Genomic DNA, 21,102 nt, shown 5'->3' with positions numbered 1-21,102 from the left:
GGCGCGACATCGTGCCGGGAAACTACCTCGTCCTGCGCTGGGCGATCTCGATCGTCGTGCTCGCCGTGCTGATCGTCGCGCTGTTCATCGAGGCGGTGGGCATGCGCCAGGGCTGAGCCCGGCGGATGAACGAAATTTCACCAGGCAGTAAAGCAGCATCGCCGAATTCCGCCGCATTTCCCTGACAGTTTACGAGCATCGATCAGGAGATGCCCACATGAAGCGAACCAGCATCATCGTCGGCGGCGCGATGGCCGCCTGTGTCGCCTTTGCCGCGACCGGCGTCGCCCGTGCGGACTGGGATGGCGGCCCGAGCTTTTCGATCGGCTTCGCCGGCCCACCGGCTTATTACGCGCCACCGCCGCCGCCGGTCTATTACGCGCCGCCGCCGCCACCCGGCTATTACGCGCCGCCGCCGCCCGCCTATTATGCTCCGCCGCCTCCGGCCTATGTTGCGCCGGCTTTCCCGGCAGGCCTGTCCTTCGGCTTCACCCTGCCGCTCGGCGGCGACCACGATCACTGAAGCCGCATCCGATCCGGGAGGGGCGGATGCGGGTTTCCAACCACGCCAGCATCACACCGGCGGCTCACCCCGAACCGGCGTGATCCCCTCGGCCGCGATCAGCGCCTCGGCCGCGCCGATCGCGGCCTCCAGCGCCTCGACATCCGTGCCCTTGACGACAACGGCGACCCCGCTGCCCGATTCACGGTAGAACGGATAGCTGCCGACATCGACCTGCGGATACCGCGCCTGGATCGCCGATAGCCCGGCGGCGATGCTGCCTTCCTTCACCCCAAGCCGTGAACAGCCCGCATCGCGATCGGCGTGCCACGCGCCAGCACCGTTTCCAGCCCCGCGAACATCGCCTGCATGATCCGCGGCACGCCGGCCATCACATGCACATTGCCGATGGAGAACCCCGGCGCGATCGAGACCGAATTCGGGATCGGCACGGCGCCGCGCGGCAGCATCGCCATGCGCTGCCGCGCCTCGTTGAACTGCTCACGTCCGAGATGCCGCTCCAGCGCATCCCAGCTCTCCTGGTGCTTTTCCCAGGGCACGCCGAAAGCGGCGGCGATGCATTCGCTGGTGATGTCGTCATGCGTCGGCCCGATACCGCCGGTGGTAAACACGTTGTCATAGGCGGCGCGCAGTTCATTGACCGCGCGGACGATCCGCTCGGCGACATCCGGCGCCACCCGTACCTCTTCCAGCCGGTGGCCGAGCGCGGCCAGCCGGCCGGCGATGAATTTCGTGTTCACGTCCTGCGTGCGGCCGGAGAGGATCTCGTTGCCGATGATCAGGATGGCGGCGGTGGGGTTGCTGGACATACAGGTCTCCCGGATCACAGAAAATCGCGCAGCAGTGGGAGCAGCGGGCGGTCGGCCGGCGGCATCGGATATTCGTCGAGGCGGTCCGGCGGCACCCAGGCCAGCGCCTGGCCCTCGCGCGGCTCGGGCGTGCCGCTCCAGCGGCGGGCGAGATAGAGCGGCATCAGCAGATGGAACTGGTCATAGGCGTGCGAGGCGAAGGCGAACGGCGCGACATCCTCCTCGCGGAGCCGAATGCCGAGTTCCTCCTCCATCTCGCGCACCAGCGCCTGTTCCGGGGTTTCGCCGGGGGCGAGCTTGCCGCCCGGAAACTCCCACAACCCCGCCATCTTCTTCCCCGGCGGGCGGCGGGCGAGCAGGATTCGTCCCTCGATGTCGACCAGCGCGCAGGCGGCCACGAGCACCAACGGCTTCGCGGCGGCGGCGACAGCCACCGGCTCGGGGCGGCAAGATGGCGCAGCGCCAGCGCCTCCCGCGTGATCGCATAATGCACCACCGGCAGGCTCGCGCCGGGCTGGCCGATGAATTTCGCATGGCCCCGGCCCGTCGCGCTGAACCCGGCGCCTTCGAGCAGCGCGATCGAAGCTGCGTTGTCGGCGGCCACCGTCGCCTCGATCGTGGAGATCGGCAGCTCGGCGAACCCCCAGTGCAGCAGCTCGGCGACGGCCGCCCGGCATGACCGCGGCGCCAGAAACGGCGGCCGATCCAGTAGCCCAGCGCGGCGCTGCCCGCGCGGCATCGAGCCGTAGCCCGGCGCTGCCGATCATGCCGCCATCCGCGTCGACAATCGCGAACTCATGGGCGCGTCCGGCCGCACGGTCGGCCACCGCGGCGGCCACCCACGCCTCGGCCGTCTCCAGCGGATAGGGAAACGGCGCCTCCGGTAGCCGGCGGCAAATGTCCCAGTCGTTGATGAGCTGGTGGAAGCGGGCGGCATCCTCCTGCGCGAGCGGCCGCAGCACGGCCGTTCCAACGGCGTCCCTGGTGGCGATGTCCGGCACGAAAAACCCCCGCACTGTCTCCTGACCGCTTCGGGATAGCTTGTCCGGCGCGCGGCCGAAAGGGCGATCCACGGTTTGACGGTTGATTTGCCGGCCGCGGACGCGCAATTCTTCCAGCATGGACACCGCGACCCATAAAGCCGAAGAAATCCTCAGCGCCGCCGCCGGCCGGGCGCGCGCCGCGATTCGCAGCCTTGCGGCGATGCCGGCGACCCGGCGCGATGGCGCGCTGCGCGCCGCCGCGGCCGAGCTGCGAATCCACGCCGTGAACATCCTCGCCGCCAATGCCCGCGACCTCGACAGTTTCGCGGGATCGCCGGCGATGCGTGACCGGTTGCTGCTGAACGAGGCGCGCATCGAGTCGATCGCCGCCGGCATCGAGGCGATCGCCGACCTGCCCGACCCGCTCGCAGGCAGCCTCGCCGAATGGACGCGGCCCAACGGCCTCGTGATTCGCCGCGTGCCGCAGCCACTCGGCGTGATCGGCATGATTTATGAAAGCCGCCCCAATGTCGGCGCCGATGCGGCGGCAATCTGCATCAAGTCGGGCAATGCGGTGATCCTGCGCGGCGGCTCGGAAAGCTATCATTCGAACACCGCGATCTATCTCGCGATGACCAAGGGGCTGCGCCAGGCCGGGTTTCCCGATGGCTCCGTGCAGATCGCCCCGAATATCGACCGCGCCTTCGTCGCGGCGATGCTGGGCGCGTCCGGGCAGATCGACCTCATCATCCCGCGCGGCGGCAAGTCGCTGGTCGAGCGGGTGCAGCGCGAAGCCCGGGTGCCCGTGCTTGCCCATGCCGAGGGACTCAACCACACCTACATCCACGCCGAGGCCGATCTCGAAATGGCCCGATCCGTTCTCGCCAACGCGAAAATGCGGCGCACCGGCATCTGCGGCGCCACTGAAACCCTGCTGATCGACGCAGCCATCGCCCCTGCCGTGCTGCCGCATCTCATCGAGGATCTCGCCGCCCTGGGCTGCACTTTCCGCGCCGATGACCGCGCGCGGGCGATCGTGCCGCACCTTCCGGCCGCCGGACCCGACGATTTCAACACCGAGTGGCTCGATTCGGTGCTCTCGGTCAGCGTCGTCGACGACATTGACGCCGCGCTCGACCATATCGCCCGGCACGGCTCGTCGCATACCGAGGCGATCATTACCGAAAACGCCGATGCCGCCGCCCGCTTCCTCGCCGGCACCGACAGCGCGGTGGCGATGTGGAACGCCTCGACCCAGTTCTGCGACGGCGGCGAATTCGGCTTCGGCGCCGAGATCGGCATCGCCACCGGGCGAATCCATGCCCGCGGCCCGATCGGCCCGGCGCAACTGACGACATTCCGCTATCACGTCGTCGGCACCGGCCAGGTGCGTCCCTGAGCAAAGACCGGCTGCCGCGCTTCGGCGACCGCAGGCCGCTGCGCATCGGCCTGCTCGGCGGCAGCTTCAACCCCGCGCATGAAGGCCATCGTCACGTCGCGACAGCAGCGCGGCGCGCCCTGCGGCTCGATCAGGTCTGGCTCATGGTCTCGCCCGGCAACCCACTGAAAAGCCGCGCCGATATGGCCCCCTTCGCCGAACGCCTCGCCTCCGCGGCGCGCCTCGCCGATGGACGACGGCTGGTGGCGACCGGGATCGAAGCCGCGCTCGGCACCCGCCGGACGGCCGACACCCTGACCCAGCTCCGCCGCCGCTTTCCCCGCGCAAACTTCGTCTGGATCATGGGAGCCGACAACCTCGCCCAGCTCCCCCGCTGGCACCGTTGGCGGGACATCGCCGCCGGCGTGCCGATCGCCGTGCTGCCGCGGCCGGGCGAAACGCGCGCCGCGCTGGCCGGGCGGGCCGCCGATGTGCTACGGCATGCGCGGATCGCCGCACGTTCGGCGGCAGCCCTCGCCGGCAGCCCGCCGCCGGCCTGGACCTGGCTGCCCGCGCGCGAAAATCCGTTATCAGCCACCGCGCTGCGCGCCCGTGCCCGCAAGGCCCGCGCGTCGCACGGCATTCAAGGAGACCGGCCATAGCCCGCCCGCCGACCCGCCCGACCCCGCCCGCCACCGCATCGCGCAAGCCGGCGCCGAAGCGCAAACCGCCGCTTCCCGCCGAGGTTGCGCCCAAAGCCCCCGGAACCCCGCGCAAGAAGGCCGCCATCGCCGGCCCCGCGCCGCAAGCCGCCCGCATCCGCCGCAGCGCGGACAAGGCGGCCGAACGGCTCGCGCAGATGGAACAGGTCATCACCGAGAGCCTCGCCGACGACAAGGCCGAGGATATCGTGACGATCGACCTTGCCAGCCGCGCCAGCTTCGCCGACCGCATGGTGGTCGCCACCGGGCTTGCAGACCGGCAGATCGCCGCGATGGCGACCCATTTGCTCGAGAAGCTCGCCGCGATCGGCGTCAAGCGTGTGCAAGTCGAAGGCGCCGGCGGATCGGACTGGGTGCTGGTCGATGCCGGCGACATCGTCGTCCATCTCTTCAAGCCGGAAGCCCGCGAGCTCTACGCGCTCGAAAAGATGTGGAGTGCGGATCTGGACGAACCGGCTTGACGGTTGCGGGCGCCCGGTTGCGCATCGTCGCGATCGGGCGCGACACCAGGGGGCCGGAGGCCGACCTCGTCGCCCGCTACGCCGAACGGCTTCAGCCACGGCCGGAAATCGTTTCCCTGCCGGACGGCACCGGCAGCCCGGCCGAGATCAAGCGGCGCGAGGCCGATGCCATCCTCCGCCGCCTTACCGCCGACGATCTGGTCATCGCCCTCGATCTCGATGGCAAGACGCCTGACAGCGCCGCCTTCGCCGCGATGCTCGCCTCCTGGCGCGAATCCGGCCGGCCGCTGGCCTTCGTGATTGGCGGCGCCGAGGGGCTGGAGCGGCGCATCATCGAACGCGCGGATGCTGTGCTGTCACTTGGCCGGCTGACCCTGCCCCATCTTCTCGCCCGCGCAGTTCTCGCAGAACAGCTCTACCGGGCACAATGCATCCTCACCGGGCACCCCTATCACCGGGCGGGGCGGCCATGAAGACAACATGATTGACTTGCCTCTCCGGTGAGGCTACCTCAGCGCCAGCCATGGGGCGGCGTAGCTCAGCGGTAGAGCAGGGGAATCATAATCCCTTGGTCGGTGGTTCAAATCCGCCCGCCGCTACCACGGCTTTCAATTCCATTTTTGTTTTGGCTTGTGAGCAGATCCCGGTTTAGCCGCGTCTGTGTCAATTGTATTCGACTGTTTGTGGATCGTGTAACTGTCGCACAGCGCAGAACTTGACCTGCCGTCCACGATGATGACTTTGAATCGCTGTCGATATTGACATCAATCGGTAAAACCCGAGCCGTATGACAGATTGACGAGGCTTGCCCGCCGACAGGAGCGGCTTCGCCTAGGTTCTGGACTCAACTGATCCAAGATGTGACGGCGAGGACGAGGCAGATACCTGCGAGGAAATTTCGTGCGGTTTTGTCGTAGCGTGTGGCGATGGCGCGCCAGTCCTTGAGCCTGCAGAAGGCGCGTTCGATGAGATTGCGCTTTCTGTAGGCGACGGGGTCGAAGGGCGGAATGGCGCGGCGGTTGGGCATGGGCGAGATCACGGGCCTGGTGCCTTGGCGGGTGAGGAAGGCGCGCAGGTCATCGGCGTCGTAGGCTTTGTCGGCGATCAGCTCTTCTGGTGGCGGTATTGTGGGCAGAAGCGCCCTGGCGCCGCTGATGTCGGAGGCCTGTCCCGGCGTCAGGAGGAGTGCGGCGATGCGTCCCTGCTCATCCGCGACGGCGTGGATCTTGGTCGTCCGTCCACCCCTCGACCGGCCGATAGCCTGGCTTTGCGCCCCCCTTTACCGCCCGCGGCCGCGCGATGTGCCCGAACCGAGGTGCTGTCCACCATGGCGATGCGCGGCGGATACGCGCAGGCGACCAGGGCCGCAAAGATCTCCTGCCAGAGGCCACGCTGGCTCCAGCGGTTGAACCGGTTGAACACCGTGGTTCGTGGCCCATAGGCCTCAGGAAGCGCTCGCCATCGCAAGCCCTCGCGAAAGCGATGCAGGATGCCGCTCAGCACCCGGCGGTCATCAACCCGAGGCTTGCCGCCAAGCTTCGGCAGCAATGGTTCGATCGCAGCCCATTGCGTGTCGTTCAGCCAGAAAAGTTCCGCCATGTTCCAAGTCCTCCAAACAGACTTGAATCAGACGCTCCGTAGTCATGGCAATAGGTACAGAACCTAGAGCATCATCCGATCAGATGGAGTCATCTGATCGGATAAAGATGCTCTGATTATCAATATCATAGAGCACTACATCCGATCCGGATGGATCGGAAAGTGCTCTAGATGACGAGCCCGCCCTTGCGGTCAGCGCCTCTACCGCAAAATCAGAACGGGACGATATCGTCGAGAATCTGCTGACCGTAGCGAGGCGATTGCTGTCCGCTGACAATGCCGCGGCCGCCATAGGATATCCGCGCTTCGGCCAGTTGGTTCGACTGGATGGTGTTGCTGCTCGAAATATCCTGCGGCCGGCAAATGCCGGAGACGGTCAAAACCCGCAATTCATGATTGACCCGCATTTCCTGCTTGGCCATCACCACGAAATTTCCATCCGGCAGTACCTGGGTGATCTCGCCCGCAAGCGAGAGCGAAACCGCTTCGTTGCGCTGGATCTGCCCGGTGCCGGTCGAATTGCCGGCGCTGGACACCGACACAAGGCTCGACGGGCTGACAGCCTTGCCGATCACCCGTGGGATCAGGCTCTCCAGACCGAACAGGTTCGGCACGCCGAGGGATTCCGACCCGGTTCGACCAAGTGTCGTCTGGTCTTTCAGATTGGCATTGTCATTGATGTTGATCAGGATGGTGATGATATCGCCAACCTGTGAAGCCCGCTGATCCTTGAAGAATGCGCGCGCGCCCCGCCGCCAGAGACTGTCGGGCTCGGTCGGCGCCTTCCGAAGCGGCGGCATCGGCATGCTCACAGGACGCCACGATGGCTCCTTGGTCGGATTGACGATGGGCGACATCGGCGGCGGCCGGCCGACATAGGCGAGGTTCGAAAACGTGCCGCAGCCCTGCAATAGCGATACGGCGGCAAAAACGGAGATCCTCAGCCCGCGTCGACGCTGTTTCGACAGGAAGACGAGAAAGGGTTCAGCCATTCTGTCCGACCATGCGGTTGTAATATGGCACCGTTCCGTTCTGCGGCGTGGGATGGCTGCCGGGGATGACGTGGGCATGATTCTGGCCATCCACCACGGCCTGCACCACCTCGCGCGAGCTGGGGTTCAAAACCGGGATCACCGCACCTTCCGGGCCAGAAGCCAGCGCGACACCCTCGGCGGTCACTTCAAGACCGGGCGTCTCGACCGCGAGGCTGACCGTCGCCCCACGGGTAACCATCATGACCCGGGCGATGTTTTGCCGGCTCAGCGGGGTGCCCGCAGCAAGGCGGCGGCTGATCTGCATGCCGAGAACCTCGGATGCGCTGGTCAGCATGCCCTGTGGCAATGCCGCCCTCGCGACCCATGCCATCTTGACGTCATTGATGGTGACGACATCGCCGGGTTGTAGCGTATGACGGGCGACAATCACCCGCTCGGCGGGTGCCGCGATTCCGGAAATATCGAAGCTTTCTGGCTTCATGCCCGTGGCGCTGATCAGGACGGAGGCGGCGAACTGACCATTGACCTGATCGTAGCGAATATTGTTGACCACGATATCAGGCAGCGCGCCGGGCGGGATCATCGGCAGGCGATCGGAGCCCAGCTGAACCACGAAATGATCAGGCGCCCCCGCGCCGAGCAGGGCGGGCCGCAACGCGCGCGTGATCGAAGCAGCCCGGACCGGCACGCCCGGGCGCTCGATGACCACGACATTGTCGGGGCCACCGCCCGTCCAGCCGACGCCATAGGCACGGGCAATGGCCGAGAGCTGCGCTCCGCCCACCTCGATACGCTGACCCGGCGCAGGGGCTGGGCCCAGCACATCCTTGGCCTTCGGCCCCGCATCGCTGAACAGATCCTGGAGCTGAACGACGGAGCGGTTGATCGTGACGATCCCGCGCGGCGCCGGCGCCGCGACCGCGACACCGGCGGCAAGGCCGATCATGACGGTCAGAACCGCAATCGTGCGTCCGGTCGATCGGGGCATGTCGCAATCCTCAGAGTTGCGTCAGGGTCTGAAGCATCTGGTTGGTTGCGGTGACGACCTGGCTGTTCATGTCGTAGGCGCGCTGGGCAGTGATGAGATCGGTCACTTCACTGACAACGTTGACATTCGAGTTCTCGACGAAGCCCTGCATCACCGTTCCGAAACCAGGGGCGCTGGGCGCGCCGGTCACCGGGTTGCCGGAGGCGGCGGTCTGGAGGAAGAGGTTCCCCCCCTGCGCGGCAAGACCGGCATCGTTGGGAAAGACTGCGAGCTGCAACTGACCAACCGTTTGCGGCGCGGTCTGCCCAGGCAGCGAGACCTGAACCTGGCCGGAGGCGTTGATCGTGACATTCGTGGCGTTTGTCGGAACCTGGATGCCCGGCTGCACGATATACCCATCCGCCGTCACGATCGTGCCATTCGGCGACAGCCCGAACGTGCCATCGCGCGTGTAGGCGAGCTGGCCGGAGGGCAGGGTCACCTGGAACCATCCGTTCCCGGAAATCGCCATGTCGAGCGTGTTGTTCGTCTGCTGAAGATTGCCCTGCTGATCGATCCTGTAGATCGCGGCGGTCTTCACGCCGAGGCCGATCTGGGTGCCGGAGGGCACGATCGTGCCGGCATCCGAACTGTTCGACCCCGCACGCCGCAGATCCTGATACAGCAGGTCCTGGAAGGCGACCCGCTGGGCCTTGTAGCCCGTGGTCGTCATGTTCGCGATATTGTTGGAAATGACTTCCACATTGGTCTGCTGGGCCTGCATACCGGTGGCGGCGATGTCGAGTGCGCGCATTCTTGCTTTCCTGTCAGGACAGTGGCGTCAGCTGGTCGTGCCGCCGAGGATCTGGGAGATGGCGGTCTGGCTGCGGCTCTTCTCGGAGGTCAGGAACTGGGCGAGCATCTCGTAGTTCCGGCTGGCCTGGATCATGTTGGTGATTTCCGTGACCGGCTGGACATTCGATTCCTCGATCGCCCCCTGCACGATCTGCGGGTTGGGCGATGGAATCGGCGGAGTTGTCGTCTGGAAGAGATTGGCGCCCTGGGCAGTCAGGGTTTGCGGGTTCGCAACGGTGACAACGCCGACCTGCCCGATAATGCCCTGCTGGGTGCTGACCGTCCCATCGGCCGCGATGGTCAGCGCGCCGCTCTGCGGCGGCACCGTGATGGGCTGACCGTTCGTGCTGAGAAGACTGTAGCCATCGGCATTGGCGATCGTGCCGTCGGGCATCAGGTTGAACTGCCCGTCCCGCGTCAGGCGGGGACCGTTCGGGGTCTGGACGGTGAAATAGCCGCCGGCCGGAAGTGCGAGATCGAGAGGATTGCCGGTGTTGCGGATGGTCCCCGGCTGCGCGTCGCGCCACGTGCCGTTGGCCTGGGTATAGGCTTGGGTGGACCCGCCGGGCGGCGCGGTAACGCCGCGCATGTGATCGAGCCAGGATGTCGAGGCGAGGTGCAGCGACTGATAGCCGGGCGTGGACGCATTGGCGATGTTGTTCGCGATCACGTCGACATCGCGGGATGCCGTCAGCATGCGCGAAAGAATGATCGTGCTGGTATTCTGCATCCTGACCTGTCACCCTTTTGGGACGTCACACCGGAACGTGCAGGGAAACAATGGCGGTTAAAGCTTAATGTTCGGCTAAGCAGGCGAATAAATTTGCCCCGCCACCATCGCGATATCGGGATTGACGCCCGCCCGAAAAAGAACAAAATAAGAACAAAGGACAGGATCATGACCAATGTGGCGCTATTTTCCGGCCTGCCATGCCCGGAGATCCAGCCGGGGACGGTGCATGAAATCGCCGGCGATCAATCCATCATGAGTTTCGCGGCGTTACTGCTTGGCCGCACGCGAGGCGCGCCGGTCTGCTGGGTCGGCACCTCGGTCGATCTCTATCCGCCGGGGCTCGCCGGGCTGGCGCTCGATCCCGGCCGGCTCGTGCTTGCCGAGGCGGAGCGGGAGCAAGACCGACTGGCGCTGCTCGAAACCGCCCTGGCCGGTGGCCTGCACGCGGCTGGGCCGGTGGAGCGGATCTCCCGTCTCGCGGTGCGCCGCCTCGCACTGGCGGCACGGCGGGGCCAGGCTGTCGGGCTGGTGCTGAACATGGGAAAGGCAAGTGATTCCAATGCGTTCTCGACGAGATGGCGAATTGGCGCAGAACCTTCCGGGCCGGATGGCGCGCGGCGCTGGCGGGCCGAGTTGCTGCATGCGCGCGGCGTGCCGCCGGGCGCCTTCGGCCTAGAGCTGGGCCATGACGGAGCGACGCATGCTTTCGATCTGGCTGGCGGCGGGATTGCCCGCCAGCAACCCCTCAGACGCGCCAGCTGAGCGCGCCCTCGATCAGCTCGCCCTGCGCTGCCAGGGCTTCACGCCGCTGGTGGCGCCGGACCCGCCGGATGGTCTCCTGCTCGACATCACCGGCTGCGCCCATCTGTTTGGCGGCGAGGCCAGGCTGTGCGCGCGGATCGGAGCCATGCTGCCCGGCGCCCGGATCGCGATCGGCGGCACCGCGATGGCGGCGCGGGCGCTGGCCCGGCACGGCATAACGTCGGACGCCAGACTCGACACTCTGCCGGTGACAGCTCTTGGGCTGGAAGCACCGGTTGCGCGGCGGCTGCACCGGCTTGGAATCAGACGGATCGGCGCGCTGACGCGCCTCTCGCGCAGCGAGATCCGGGCCGGTTTCAGCGAAGACCTGCTGCTCAGACTCGACCGCCTGCACGGAAGGGTCGCCGAGCCGCTGCATTTCCTGCCGCCGCCGGCCGCATGGCGCGAGGCGGAATCGCATCACGAGCCACTGCTGACGGCCGAACAACTGCGGGCGGCGCTGGCCCGGCTTGTCATCCGCCTCTGCGACAGGCTGGAGGCGGCCGAATGCGGCCTGACGATTTTGCAGGTCCGGTTCCGGCGGGTCGATGCGCGCGTGGTCGGGGAGACGATCGGCTTCGCAGCCCCCGCGCGCGATGCGCCGCATATCTGCCGCCTGCTGGCCGAGCGTCTGAACCGGGTCGATCCGGGATTCGGCGTGGAAGGCCTGGAGATCGAGGGAGAGGTGGCAGCACTGCCAGCGGGACAGCCGGAGCTGGGCGGCGCTTTTCGGCCGGAACACACCCAAACCTTCGACCTTCTGGCCACCCGGGCCCGGCTGTCGCGGCTGGCGCCAGTGGCGAGCCATGTGCCGGAGCGCGCGATGCGCCGGATTCCGGTAACGGAACCGCCGCCAGGCTGGCCACCCGCCGGCCATCCACGGCCGGTCCGGCTGTTCGTCCGCCCCGAGCGGATCGAGGTGATCGCGCCGGTGCCCGACGATCCGCCGCTGCTGATGCGATGGCGCGGAGCCAGCCATCGCATCACCCGCGCCACCGGGCCGGAGCGGATCGCACGCGAATGGTGGCGTCACGAATCCCCTGAGGCAGCCGGCCGCGCCGAGGTGGAGATGCTGCGCGACTATTACGCGATCGAGGATGAGGCGGGGCAACGTTTCTGGGTGTTTCGCACCGGGCTGCACGGCGGCGCGCGGCCGCCCCGATGGTTCATCCACGGGGTATTCTGATGACAGAATATGCCGAGCTTGCCGCCGCCAGCGCGTTCAGCTTCCTCGAAGGCGCGTCGCACCCGCAGGAACTGGTCGACCAGGCCCTGTTCCTCGGCCATGCGGCGCTGGGCATCGCGGACCGGAACACCGTCGCCGGCGTGGTGCGCGCGCATGTCGCGGCGAAGCGGCGCGGTCTGCGCCTGCTGGTCGGCAGCCGGCTAGGCTTCGAGGATGGACCGGACGTCATCGCCTATCCGCGCGACCGCGAGGGCTGGGGTCGGCTCTGCCGGCTGCTCAGCCTCGGCAAGGGGCGGGCAGCGAAAAGCGGCTGCCGGCTTCGCCTCGACGATCTGGAGGACCAGGCGGCCGGGATGGCGCTGATCGTGATGCCGCCGCCCTGGCCCGATGCCGCCTTCGCCGCCAGCCTCGACCGGATCGCCGGCTTCGGCGCCCTGGTCTGGCTCGGGGCGGCGCGCCGCTATGCGCCGGACGACGCCGCGCGGCTGGAGGCGCTCGCCGCCCTGGCCGGACGGCGGCGGCTGGTGGCGGTGAACGACGTGCTGTATCACGCGCCCTCGCGCCGGCCGTTGCAGGACGTGATGCGCTGCATCCGCCATGGCTGCACGATCGCCGAGGCCGGTCTGCGCCTCGAGCCGCATGGCGAGCGCCACCTCAAGCCGGCCGCCGAGATGGCCCGGCTGTTCCGCGGATATGAAGGGGCGATCGCGGCTCAGGCCGAGATTCTGGAAGCTGTAGGCTTCACCCTTGGCGACATACACTATGAATATCCCGACGAGCCGGTGCCGCCGGGCAAAACCCCCGACGGCCATCTCGCCGACCTCGCCTGGGCGGGAGCGGCGATCCGCTATCCCGGCGGCGCGCCGGCGGCGATCACCGCGACGATCCGCCGCGAGCTCGACCTGATCGCCCAGCTCGGCTACGCGCGCTATTTCCTGACCGTGAACGATATCGTCGGCTTCGCCCGGCGGCAGGGGATTCTCTGCCAGGGGCGCGGCTCGGCGGCGAATTCGGCGGTCTGCTACGCGCTCGGCATCACCGCGGTCGATCCCGCCGAGATCGACCTGCTGTTCGAGCGCTTCGTCTCGGCCGAGCGGGGCGAGCCGCCGGATATCGACGTCGATTTCGAGCATGAGCGGCGCGAGGAGGTGATTCAGTATATCTATGGCCGCTACGGCCGCGCGCGGGCGGCGATCGCGGCGGCGGTGATTCACTATCGGCCGCGCAGCGCGATCCGCGATGTCGGCAAGGCGCTCGGCCTGGAAGCGGCGACGATCGAGACGCTGGCGGCGCAAAGCTGGAATCCGGGCGATGCGCTGTGGTCGGACGAGCGGCTGCGCGAGGCCGGGCTCGATCCGGCCTCGCCGGACCTGCGGCGGGCCATCGGCCTCGCGCGCGAGCTGGTCGACCTGCCGCGGCATCTGTCCCAGCATGTCGGCGGGTTCGTGCTGACGCGCACCCGGCTCGACGAGATCGTGCCGGTCGGCCCGGCCGCCATGGCGGAGCGCAGCTTCATCGAATGGGACAAGGACGATATCGACGCGCTGGGGCTGATGAAGGTCGACGTGCTGGCGCTGGGCATGCTCACCTGCATCCGCAAATGCTTCGCCCTGCTGGGGATCGCCGATCTGGCCGACGTGCCGCGCGAGGACCCGCGCGTTTACGACATGCTGTGCCGGGGAGATGCGCTCGGCGTGTTCCAGGTGGAAAGCCGGGCGCAGATGAACATGCTGCCGCGGCTGCGGCCGCGCACCTTCTACGACCTGGTGATCGAGGTCGCGATCGTCCGGCCGGGGCCGATCCAGGGGGATATGGTGCATCCGTATCTGCGGCGGCGGAACGGGCTGGAGGCGACGAACATGCCCTCGCCCGCCCTGCGCGCCGTCCTCGGCAAGACGCTCGGCGTGCCGCTGTTCCAGGAGCAGGCGATGCGGATCGCCATCGAGGCGGCCGGCTTCACGCCCGGCGAGGCCAACGAACTGCGCCGCGCCATGGCGACCTTCCGCAGCCCCGGCGCGATCGAGCGATTCTTCACCCGGATGGTCGAGGGCATGGTCGCGCGCGGCCATGAGCGCGATTTCGCGGAGCGCTGCTTCCGCCAGATCGAGGGTTTCGGCACTTACGGGTTTCCCGAAAGCCATGCCGCGAGCTTCGCGCATCTGGTCTATGTCTCGGCCTGGCTGAAATGCCACCACCCGGCGGAATTCGCCGCCGCTTTGCTGAACTCGCAGCCGATGGGGTTCTACCAGCCGGCGCAGATCGTGCGCGATGCGCGCGAGCACGGCATCGCCGTCCGCGCCGCCGATGTGGCGGCGAGTGCGTGGGACTGCACGGTGGAAAACGGGGCGCTGCGGCTCGGCCTGCGGATGATCAGGGGCTTCAGGGCCGACTGGGCGGCACGGATCGACGCCCTGCGGGCCGAGAGGCGAATCGGCCTGCCCGAACTTGCGTCGCTGCCAAAAGCCACACTCGAAGCGCTGGCCGAGGCCGGCGCCCTGCGGTCTCTGGGCATGGGGCGGCGCACCGCGCTCTGGCAGGCCGGCCTGGTGGACAATGCGCCCCCTTCCCCGCTCGGGCCGCTTTCCTGCCCTGCCGCCGCCCCGAACTGCCCCTGATGCAGCACGGCGAGCACGTGGCCGCCGACTATCGCGCCACCGGCCTGTCCCTGCGCGCGCATCCACTAGGCTTGCTGCGAAGCCATCCCCGGCTGCGCGCACCATCACCTGCAAGGACATGGACGAACGCGTCCAAGACGGCGGCCAGGTCCGCCTTGCCGGCCTGGTCACGGTGCGCCAGCGCCCCGGCAGCGCCAAGGGGACCGTATTCATCACGATCGAGGATGAAACCGGCATCGCCAACCTGATTGTCTGGCCCGCCCGCGTCGAGGCACTGCGACAGGAGATCGTCTCCGCCCGGCTCCTCGGCGTGCGAGGCCGGGTGCAACGCGGCGTCGAGAGGGATGTCACGATCGTGCATGTTCTGGTCGATACGCTTGCCGATTTATCGCCCCTGCTCGACCGGCTCGACCGGCTCGACCCGCCAGAGGCAGCGAGCGAGGCGGGCGGTCAAGGGAAATCGAGGCCGGAACGGCGAACAGCGCCACGAAGCCGTGATTTTCACTGATGCCCAAACGGAACATAACCATCCATTAATATTCATCCAAGATAATCGCCTCAGAGGATCAGAGGACAATCTATGGCCAAGCCACCGACAGCCGCAAAAAATGCAGCCGACGAAACCTTGCCCGAAGCCGAGGGCGAGGCGGTGCCGGCAAAGCCGTCAAAGCGCAAGCTGATCTTCATCGGCGGTGCGGTCGCCGCGTTTCTGCTGCTGATCGGCGGCCTGTGGATCACCGGTATCCTGCCGCGCATGCTCGGGGAGAGACCACCGCCGAAAGTAACCGGGCCGGTTTACGTCAAAATCCCGGAAATCGTCGCGAATCTCGACGTCCCCAATGGCCAGGACTCCTATGTGAAACTTGAAGCCACCATCGAACTTGCGGATCAGAAATCCGCAAAAATCGCGACGGCCGACATGCCCCGCATCGTCGATGTGTTCCAGACCTATCTCCGTGCCATGCGTCCAGGCGAACTGCGCGGCGCATCCGGCACCTACCGCCTGCGGGAAGCCCTGATCGATCGCGTCGAGGTGGCGACGGCGCCTGCCGTGGTGAAAGACATCCTGTTTCAGGAACTGATCGTTCAATAATACTGATATCTACCAGCGTCGAAGCAAAAATTGTCGAAATGGTGAAAAAATGCTGACCTATATCCTGACTTATGGCGCATGGGGATTTCAGAGCGTATTATTTGGAGTTCTTGTTTTCACGCTGGTTTATGCACGCCGCCTGGACAAATCCATTCTCCAGATGCGCGCCGATCGCCATGCCCTGCAGGAACTGGTCGACCAGATCGGCACATCGGTCAGCTCCGCCATATCCGCCACCGAACGTCTGAAGGAGCAGGCCGGCCAGAGTTTCACCGCCCTGGAGGAGGCGTGCAAGGCCGCCGCCGCCTCCACCACCCGTCTCGACGAACTGATCAGCCAGGCCAATATCGCCGCGGACACCCAAAAGCGCGCCGAGAGCAAGGAGGGCTTCGATATGTCCGATACGTCTGCGGCCGTGATCGACCTGAAGCCTCAAGACGCCGTAGCTTCGCCGCGCGGGGTGCTGATGGCAAAACCAAACCCCCTGCACCGTTCGAACCAATCCCGGCGCCCCGCGAAGCTGCAAAGCAGAGCCGAGCGCGACCTTGCCCGGATGCTGCTAGATGCCACCTGATGAGCTGCAATCCCGCGGACTGCCACGCCTACTGCCGATCGTGACGTTTTGTCTGTGCGGAACCATTCTCTTCAAGTCGGCCGGGCTTGTGGATGCAGCTTTCGCGGGCGCCTCAACGTCCGAAAAGGCGTCCACAAGCCTTCACCAGGCCCAGGACAAGCATTCCGGAACAAAGAGCGGGAATTCCGCTCCCTCGGCCTACGAACCCGTGGCCAACTGGAAAGACAAGCCCCCGCCTCCTCCTCTCTGCAAGCCAGACCCTCTGGACCAGACCGGCGAACGCAAGCTTTTGCTTCAACTCAAGCAACGGGCCGAGCAGCTTGATTCGCGCGCCGCGGCACTGAACCGCCAAGAGGCGGAACTGGCCGTGGAAAAGGAAGCCATCGCCAAGCAAATAGCGGCGATCAAGCCGCTGGCGCAGAAGCTTGAGCAGATCAATGCCGCTCACAAAGCCGCAGATCAAAAGAAATGGACCGCTTTGGTTTCAACCTACGAAACGATGGATCCCCGGAGCGCTGCACGCATATTTGACGGTCTCGATCCCAAAATCGTCCTGAATGTGATCCAGCGCATGAGCAGCCGAAAATCGGCGCCCATTCTGGCCGACATGAGCCCAGAAAAGGCACAAATCGTCACAGAGAAGCTCGCCGGCATGACGGCCATGACGCCCAAGCCTCAACCAGTCGCATCCCTTCTGCCTGATGGTGCACCATGACCCGCTCCCGCATGGCCGCTGCCAACAGGAAAAAATTCAGATATGTCGCCTATATATCGCTTGCGCTCGGCGGAGGTATTCCGCACGCAGCCTTCGGCAATTCATCGTCATACTGGTTTCGTATCCTGGTGCCGGATAACCTGGTGCCCGCCAATGTCGGACAATCCATTTTCGAAGAGGGAGGCAATTCTTATCTGGTATTGGCTGGCAGCTTTCCAATAAAAGCATATGCGCTCAAAAAAATAACTGGCAATCAGAAAGCCGCCGTCATTCATCTTCAGAATTCCACAGTTCTCAAGATACCGACACCTGCAGGGCAATCATTATCGACGCAGGCCGGCAACAGCTCAATCCATGTCAACCTGACCCAATCGGCGCCCCAAAACAACGTCAAGATTTCTTTCGACAAGGGCTTTATAAACCTCGGTTGCACCGATGCCGGGCCCATCGTCACAATGGCCGATCCACAAACCGGAAGACCCTTGTTGATCGGTACCGTGACCGGGACAACGGCCTTGAGCGACGCGCCAAGCGGGCCAGGATACAGGTTTTTGCCAACATCCCGAGGCATTGCCGTCATCGCATCGTCCGATGAGGTCGCGCTGTCCCGTCAAGCTGGCGGGTTCAGCCTGGGCTCCCTGAAAGCCGGCACCGGTCTGCCAATCGGTAATCCGCTTCTGGTTCCTCCCCTTACTGCGGCTTCAAGAACACCCGATGGCCTTGATCTTCCACGTTACAATCTGATCGGCCTACGACAGCGACTAGGGCTGCAACGCATCGCCGTGACCCAGGCGCCGGCTCTCGATAAAGAAGAAGCAACATTCAAGCTGGTTCGGGTGATGCTCGCACTCGATATGGGCCCCGAAGCCATCGGCGCACTTGACCGGCTTGCGCAAACTCAACCACTGATTACAGAAGGCGAGCAATGGAACCTTTTGCACTCCGTCGCGAATATCATTTCCAATAACCCCGCGGGGGCACTAGATAATCTCGGAAAAATCAAAAATAATTCAAAAATAAAAGACACACTAAGCGCCTTGGCATACGCCAAGAAAGGCAAATATAAAAAGTCCATCAATGGAATAAAGTCTGGAATAAATTATATATTATCTCTTCCGACACTAATAAGAAATGGTATTCTTCCAACCGTTGCAAAATCACTTATAAATACAAGTAATTTTGATACATTCAAGAAATATATGAATTTTTTTCCAAAAAACTCAATATTTAATTTTTATATTGGGAACTATTATGAAAAAAATGGCAATCTCAATAAGGCAATTTCTATCTACAACAATATCCTTCACACGCGAAATAATAAAGCATTTGGACTTGCCAATTCACATAAGATATATCTCGAATACAAAACACATAAATTAAGCGCACATTCCGCAGCCGATCAGCTATTGCGTCATGTTTATGACTGGAGAGCGGCGAAGCACGAATTAAATCTTCGCATGGAGGTGGCAAAATTGTATGCAAAAGCCAATGATTGGCCCTCCGCGATGTCAGAACTCAAGCATGATTTAATGCTATTTCCCAGCAAATCCAACAAAATCAATCGCCTTCGACAAAAATTATTTTCAGATCTAACGAGTTCCAACCAGTTATCCAAGCTCGGGCCATTAGGGTCAGCATCGATCCTCCAAGATAATATTGACCTTATTCCAAAAAATAATAATGAGTTAAAATATGTGAAATATATGATAAATAATTTTAATCAATTAGGGCTTCCAGAAAACTCAATTCCTGCGCTTGAATATCTCATACAAAAAAATGAAAAACCAGAAAATCTGCCTTCACTTGGACTAATGTTGGCAAATGAACAATTCAAGAATAATCAATTCAATTTTGCAAAGAAAACACTAGATAAAACGAACGGATTATCCAATAACGACGACATAATTCAGAAAAGACGCACGTTATACAAGCTCATTTCAGAAAAACTGAATCCAACTGTAACGAACCACCCTTCCAGCAAAAAGAGTCACCTGATTGCTGAAGCAGATCACTCGCACACGCAAAAAAACTGGCAAACTGAAGAAGAAAGACTCTCTAACTATGCATCAAAATATCTCAAAAATATAAATAAATTGAACAAGAAACAGTCAGATATTATAAACCAGCTCGCGACAGCGGCTTATAAAAACAATGACAAAAAAACAATTGATAATTTGCGCCAAACCTATCTCAATCGGATACTTCCTGGACCAGAATCAGCACTATTTCAAATAATAACTAGCGAGCCTATTTCTAAAAATTCAGATCTTCAGGATGCAATAAGGAAGATTAAATCCCTTGAAGATGTCACAAAGTGATTCTTATTTATATGACGCGATTCCCGTCCGATTTTCAATATGAAAATTTTTGCAGTTTTTAAGGTCGCGAACCGAAACCCAACATCTCTATCCCAGGATGATGCTCTGGACGGGCGCCCAAAGGCCACAAAAACCGTCTTTCAGCGGCGTCAATTGGTTTGTCGTTGATACTAGCTTCGCGGCGTCTCATCAGGCCATTTTCATCAAATTCCCACTGTTCGTTGCCATAGGCCCGAAACCACTGGCCATCTGCACACCGGTATTCATACTGAAACCGCACAGCGATACGATTATCGGTAAATGCCCAAAGCGCCTTGGCAAGCCTATATTCCAGCTCCCTTTCCCACTTTCGTTGGAGAAACGCGATAATCGAAGTGCGCCCCACGAAAAATTCATCTCTGTTGCGCCAGGCGCTGTCTTCAGTATACGCGCCAGCCACGCGCACAGGATCTCGGGAGTTCCAAGCATCTTCCGCAAGACGAACTTTCAACGCCGCGCTTTGCGAATCAAAAGGTGGAAAAGGGGGCTTCTGGACGGTCACGGCAATCACCTCAAGTGTTTTACTTGAATTAGACCAAAGCTTTGCAGAAATCCACGATGCGGGAACACGCGATGTCGAGGTCCATGTCAGCCGCGGCCGTCGATAGTCGAATATGACCCGACATGGCAAAAGCTGTCCCCGGAACAGTCGCCACAAGAGCTTCCTCAAGCAGTGCGCCGGCAAAGTCCTCGTCGTTTACCAGCAGACGGCCTCTTGGAGTACGGCGCCCAAGGAGGCCTTTTACTGACGGAAACGCATAAAATGCGCCTTGGGGAGGAGAGCAGGAAAGACCAGGTGCCCGAGCGAGCGCGTCAACAACCCTGATGCTTCGCTGGTGATAGACAGCTCGGCGCTCCTCCAGAATGTCCTGGGGACCATCGAGTGCAGCCACCGCCGCAGCCTGACTGATCGTTGACACACCAGCTGTCGAGCTGCCCTGCACAACCAGCATCCCATCGAGCCAATCGCGTGGCCCCGTGCAAAACCCCAGCCGCCAGCCAGTCATCGCATAGGACTTCGATACACCAGACATCGTCAGAATGCGGTCTGACAGGTCTGGCGCTTCGGCAGCCAGAGTTTTGCACAACCCATCGAAAACCAGGTGCTCATAGATATCGTCCGATACCACCCGTAATTGAGGGTGTTTTCGCAACACCTCTGCAATGTCACGCAGCATGGCCGCATCAGCAACAGCCCCGGACGGATTGTTGGGGAAATTCAAGAGAAGTAACTTACTGCGCGGTCCAATCGCCGCGGAAAGGTCCGACGCAGAAAGCCGAAAGCCGTTTTCCGCCGGGCACGGGACAAAAATAGGGCTCCCGCCCGCGAACTCAACGACCTGAATATACCCGGCCCAGCACGGCGCGGGGATAACCACCTCGTCACCTTGTTCAACAACAGCCATAACGGCATCGAAAATTGCCTGCTTGCCGCCGTTTGTTACCAAAACATCCGTCGGCGCCACCTTGAGCCCTTGATCTCGTCCAAACTTTCGAGCGACAGCACAGCGCAGGGCCTCAGTGCCCGCAATCGGCGGATATCGTGTCTGCCCGTCAAGTGCAGCTTTGTGAGCGGCTTCAATGACGTGATTGGGCGTCGGAAAATCAGGCTCGCCGATGGCCAGCGAAATAACATCACGACCCGCAGCTCGGAGAGAGCGTGCAAGCGCAGCAGTTGCAAATGTAGCGGCAGGTCGGGTCCGGGTGACACGTAAAGAAAACGGGTTCATCCCGCC

At 63.2% G+C, this 21,102-nt stretch carries 20 protein-coding genes, 1 tRNA gene and 4 pseudogenes; 14 read left to right on the top strand and 11 right to left on the bottom strand.

What is annotated here, in order from left to right; translation table 11 throughout:
• Positions 1-217: 217 nt before the first annotated feature.
• Positions 218-523, top strand: a complete 306-nt coding sequence (locus tag ACIDOCELLA78_RS92370; RefSeq protein WP_201729240.1) for a hypothetical protein — start codon at positions 218-220, stop codon at positions 521-523.
• A 51-nt stretch (positions 524-574) separates the two neighbouring features.
• On the opposite strand, the pseudogene ACIDOCELLA78_RS92365 reads toward ACIDOCELLA78_RS92370, so the two are convergent.
• The 4 pseudogenes from ACIDOCELLA78_RS92365 to ACIDOCELLA78_RS92350 all read right to left on the bottom strand — a co-directional run.
• Positions 575-1,332: pseudogene (locus ACIDOCELLA78_RS92365) on the bottom strand (competence/damage-inducible protein A).
• A gap of 14 nt (positions 1,333-1,346) precedes the next feature.
• Positions 1,347-1,670 (bottom strand): annotated as a pseudogene (locus tag ACIDOCELLA78_RS92360) ((deoxy)nucleoside triphosphate pyrophosphohydrolase); the annotation flags it as partial.
• Positions 1,671-1,942: 272 nt separating this feature from the next.
• Positions 1,943-2,071: pseudogene (locus ACIDOCELLA78_RS92355) on the bottom strand (hypothetical protein); the annotation flags it as partial.
• A gap of 13 nt (positions 2,072-2,084) precedes the next feature.
• A pseudogene (locus tag ACIDOCELLA78_RS92350) lies at positions 2,085-2,453 on the bottom strand (GNAT family N-acetyltransferase; N-acetyltransferase); the annotation flags it as partial.
• On the opposite strand from ACIDOCELLA78_RS92350, the gene ACIDOCELLA78_RS92345 reads away from it, so the two are divergent.
• From ACIDOCELLA78_RS92345 to ACIDOCELLA78_RS92325, 5 genes are all read left to right on the top strand, one after another.
• A complete protein-coding gene (locus ACIDOCELLA78_RS92345; RefSeq protein ID WP_201729239.1) occupies positions 2,452-3,714 on the top strand; it encodes a glutamate-5-semialdehyde dehydrogenase in 1,263 nt (420 codons plus the stop codon). The pseudogene ACIDOCELLA78_RS92350 and the gene ACIDOCELLA78_RS92345 overlap by 2 nt on opposite strands.
• Entirely contained in the window at positions 3,672-4,355 is a 684-nt protein-coding gene (locus ACIDOCELLA78_RS92340) for a nicotinate-nucleotide adenylyltransferase (protein ID WP_307850923.1), read from the top strand. Before ACIDOCELLA78_RS92345 ends, ACIDOCELLA78_RS92340 begins: the two co-directional genes overlap by 43 nt.
• A 155-nt stretch (positions 4,356-4,510) precedes the next feature.
• Positions 4,511-4,876, top strand: a complete 366-nt coding sequence (gene rsfS / locus ACIDOCELLA78_RS92335; protein WP_374223260.1) for a ribosome silencing factor — start codon at positions 4,511-4,513, stop codon at positions 4,874-4,876.
• Positions 4,873-5,349 (top strand): 23S rRNA (pseudouridine(1915)-N(3))-methyltransferase RlmH, encoded by a 477-nt coding sequence (locus ACIDOCELLA78_RS92330; RefSeq protein ID WP_249676289.1) that lies wholly within the window; start codon positions 4,873-4,875, stop codon positions 5,347-5,349. Before rsfS ends, ACIDOCELLA78_RS92330 begins: the two co-directional genes overlap by 4 nt.
• Positions 5,350-5,403: 54 nt before the next feature.
• Positions 5,404-5,478, top strand: a tRNA-Met gene (locus tag ACIDOCELLA78_RS92325).
• Between the two features lie 242 nt (positions 5,479-5,720).
• On the opposite strand, the gene ACIDOCELLA78_RS92320 is transcribed toward ACIDOCELLA78_RS92325, so the two are convergent.
• The 5 genes from ACIDOCELLA78_RS92320 to flgF form a co-directional block, all read right to left on the bottom strand.
• A protein-coding gene (locus tag ACIDOCELLA78_RS92320) for an IS5 family transposase (protein WP_374223207.1) occupies positions 5,721-6,475 on the bottom strand; the annotation gives its coding sequence in 2 pieces (ribosomal slippage) (positions 5,721-6,152 and positions 6,155-6,475; 753 coding nt in all).
• 212 nt (positions 6,476-6,687) lie between these two features.
• On the bottom strand, positions 6,688-7,467 hold the full coding sequence (gene flgH, locus ACIDOCELLA78_RS92315) for a flagellar basal body L-ring protein FlgH (protein ID WP_201729244.1): 780 nt from the start codon (positions 7,465-7,467) through the stop codon (positions 6,688-6,690).
• A complete protein-coding gene (gene flgA, locus ACIDOCELLA78_RS92310) occupies positions 7,460-8,458 on the bottom strand; it encodes a flagellar basal body P-ring formation chaperone FlgA (RefSeq protein ID WP_201729238.1) in 999 nt (332 codons plus the stop codon). The genes flgH and flgA overlap by 8 nt, the downstream gene beginning before the upstream one ends.
• 10 nt (positions 8,459-8,468) lie before the next feature.
• A complete protein-coding gene (gene flgG, locus ACIDOCELLA78_RS92305; RefSeq protein WP_201729237.1) occupies positions 8,469-9,251 on the bottom strand; it encodes a flagellar basal-body rod protein FlgG in 783 nt (260 codons plus the stop codon).
• Positions 9,252-9,278: 27 nt separating this feature from the next.
• Positions 9,279-10,022, bottom strand: coding sequence for a flagellar basal-body rod protein FlgF (flgF, locus tag ACIDOCELLA78_RS92300; protein WP_201729236.1), 744 nt, complete (start codon positions 10,020-10,022; stop codon positions 9,279-9,281).
• Between the two features lie 168 nt (positions 10,023-10,190).
• On the opposite strand from flgF, the gene ACIDOCELLA78_RS92295 reads away from it, so the two are divergent.
• The 8 genes from ACIDOCELLA78_RS92295 (at position 10,191) to ACIDOCELLA78_RS92260 (ending at position 19,327) form a co-directional block, all read left to right on the top strand.
• A complete protein-coding gene (locus ACIDOCELLA78_RS92295; protein ID WP_249676284.1) occupies positions 10,191-10,787 on the top strand; it encodes an ImuA family protein in 597 nt (198 codons plus the stop codon).
• Positions 10,726-12,012 (top strand): DNA polymerase Y family protein, encoded by a 1,287-nt coding sequence (locus tag ACIDOCELLA78_RS92290; RefSeq protein ID WP_201729235.1) that lies wholly within the window; start codon positions 10,726-10,728, stop codon positions 12,010-12,012. The genes ACIDOCELLA78_RS92295 and ACIDOCELLA78_RS92290 overlap by 62 nt, the downstream gene beginning before the upstream one ends.
• Positions 12,012-14,627, top strand: coding sequence for an error-prone DNA polymerase (locus ACIDOCELLA78_RS92285; protein WP_249676280.1), 2,616 nt, complete (start codon positions 12,012-12,014; stop codon positions 14,625-14,627). Before ACIDOCELLA78_RS92290 ends, ACIDOCELLA78_RS92285 begins: the two co-directional genes overlap by 1 nt.
• A gap of 118 nt (positions 14,628-14,745) precedes the next feature.
• Positions 14,746-15,135 carry an OB-fold nucleic acid binding domain-containing protein gene (locus ACIDOCELLA78_RS92280; RefSeq protein ID WP_249676277.1) on the top strand — a complete coding sequence of 130 codons (390 nt, stop codon included), beginning with the start codon at positions 14,746-14,748 and terminating at the stop codon, positions 15,133-15,135.
• Between the two features lie 117 nt (positions 15,136-15,252).
• Positions 15,253-15,720, top strand: a complete 468-nt coding sequence (locus ACIDOCELLA78_RS92275; RefSeq protein WP_249676274.1) for a flagellar basal body-associated FliL family protein — start codon at positions 15,253-15,255, stop codon at positions 15,718-15,720.
• A 49-nt stretch (positions 15,721-15,769) separates the two neighbouring features.
• Positions 15,770-16,294, top strand: coding sequence for a DUF6468 domain-containing protein (locus ACIDOCELLA78_RS92270; RefSeq protein WP_201729233.1), 525 nt, complete (start codon positions 15,770-15,772; stop codon positions 16,292-16,294).
• Positions 16,284-17,009, top strand: coding sequence for a hypothetical protein (locus ACIDOCELLA78_RS92265; RefSeq protein WP_201729232.1), 726 nt, complete (start codon positions 16,284-16,286; stop codon positions 17,007-17,009). The genes ACIDOCELLA78_RS92270 and ACIDOCELLA78_RS92265 overlap by 11 nt, the downstream gene beginning before the upstream one ends.
• On the top strand, positions 17,006-19,327 hold the full coding sequence (locus ACIDOCELLA78_RS92260) for a hypothetical protein (RefSeq protein ID WP_201729231.1): 2,322 nt from the start codon (positions 17,006-17,008) through the stop codon (positions 19,325-19,327). Before ACIDOCELLA78_RS92265 ends, ACIDOCELLA78_RS92260 begins: the two co-directional genes overlap by 4 nt.
• Before the next feature lie 58 nt (positions 19,328-19,385).
• Here the strand turns inward: ACIDOCELLA78_RS92260 and ACIDOCELLA78_RS92255 are convergent, their stop codons facing one another.
• Together ACIDOCELLA78_RS92255 and ACIDOCELLA78_RS92250 are read right to left on the bottom strand one after the other, a co-directional pair.
• Positions 19,386-19,868: a nuclear transport factor 2 family protein gene (locus tag ACIDOCELLA78_RS92255; RefSeq protein ID WP_201729230.1), complete on the bottom strand. Its 483-nt coding sequence runs from the start codon at positions 19,866-19,868 to the stop codon at positions 19,386-19,388.
• A 28-nt stretch (positions 19,869-19,896) separates the two neighbouring features.
• Entirely contained in the window at positions 19,897-21,096 is a 1,200-nt protein-coding gene (locus ACIDOCELLA78_RS92250) for a pyridoxal phosphate-dependent aminotransferase (protein WP_201729229.1), read from the bottom strand.
• Between the last annotated feature and the right edge of the window lie 6 nt (positions 21,097-21,102).

It is taken from the genome of Acidocella sp. C78 (genome assembly GCF_907164655.1).
Note: the sequence above shows the minus strand (reverse complement) of the source record. Positions and strands in the feature narration are given on the sequence as shown.

Bases quoted from the DNA above. Each gene is read 5' to 3' on its own strand.
- ACIDOCELLA78_RS92370 (WP_201729240.1), top strand. From the start codon at position 218: ATGAAGCGAACCAGCATCATCGTCGGCGGCGCGATGGCCGCCTGTGTC.
- ACIDOCELLA78_RS92345 (WP_201729239.1), top strand. From the start codon at position 2,452: ATGGACACCGCGACCCATAAAGCCGAAGAAATCCTCAGCGCCGCCGCC.
- flgH (WP_201729244.1), bottom strand. From the start codon at position 7,467: ATGGCTGAACCCTTTCTCGTCTTCCTGTCGAAACAGCGTCGACGCGGG.
- flgA (WP_201729238.1), bottom strand. From the start codon at position 8,458: ATGCCCCGATCGACCGGACGCACGATTGCGGTTCTGACCGTCATGATC.
- flgG (WP_201729237.1), bottom strand. From the start codon at position 9,251: ATGCGCGCACTCGACATCGCCGCCACCGGTATGCAGGCCCAGCAGACC.
- flgF (WP_201729236.1), bottom strand. From the start codon at position 10,022: ATGCAGAATACCAGCACGATCATTCTTTCGCGCATGCTGACGGCATCC.
- ACIDOCELLA78_RS92295 (WP_249676284.1), top strand. From the start codon at position 10,191: ATGACCAATGTGGCGCTATTTTCCGGCCTGCCATGCCCGGAGATCCAG.
- ACIDOCELLA78_RS92290 (WP_201729235.1), top strand. From the start codon at position 10,726: ATGCTTTCGATCTGGCTGGCGGCGGGATTGCCCGCCAGCAACCCCTCA.
- ACIDOCELLA78_RS92285 (WP_249676280.1), top strand. From the start codon at position 12,012: ATGACAGAATATGCCGAGCTTGCCGCCGCCAGCGCGTTCAGCTTCCTC.
- ACIDOCELLA78_RS92280 (WP_249676277.1), top strand. From the start codon at position 14,746: ATGGACGAACGCGTCCAAGACGGCGGCCAGGTCCGCCTTGCCGGCCTG.
- ACIDOCELLA78_RS92270 (WP_201729233.1), top strand. From the start codon at position 15,770: ATGCTGACCTATATCCTGACTTATGGCGCATGGGGATTTCAGAGCGTA.
- ACIDOCELLA78_RS92265 (WP_201729232.1), top strand. From the start codon at position 16,284: ATGCCACCTGATGAGCTGCAATCCCGCGGACTGCCACGCCTACTGCCG.
- ACIDOCELLA78_RS92260 (WP_201729231.1), top strand. From the start codon at position 17,006: ATGACCCGCTCCCGCATGGCCGCTGCCAACAGGAAAAAATTCAGATAT.
- ACIDOCELLA78_RS92250 (WP_201729229.1), bottom strand. From the start codon at position 21,096: ATGAACCCGTTTTCTTTACGTGTCACCCGGACCCGACCTGCCGCTACA.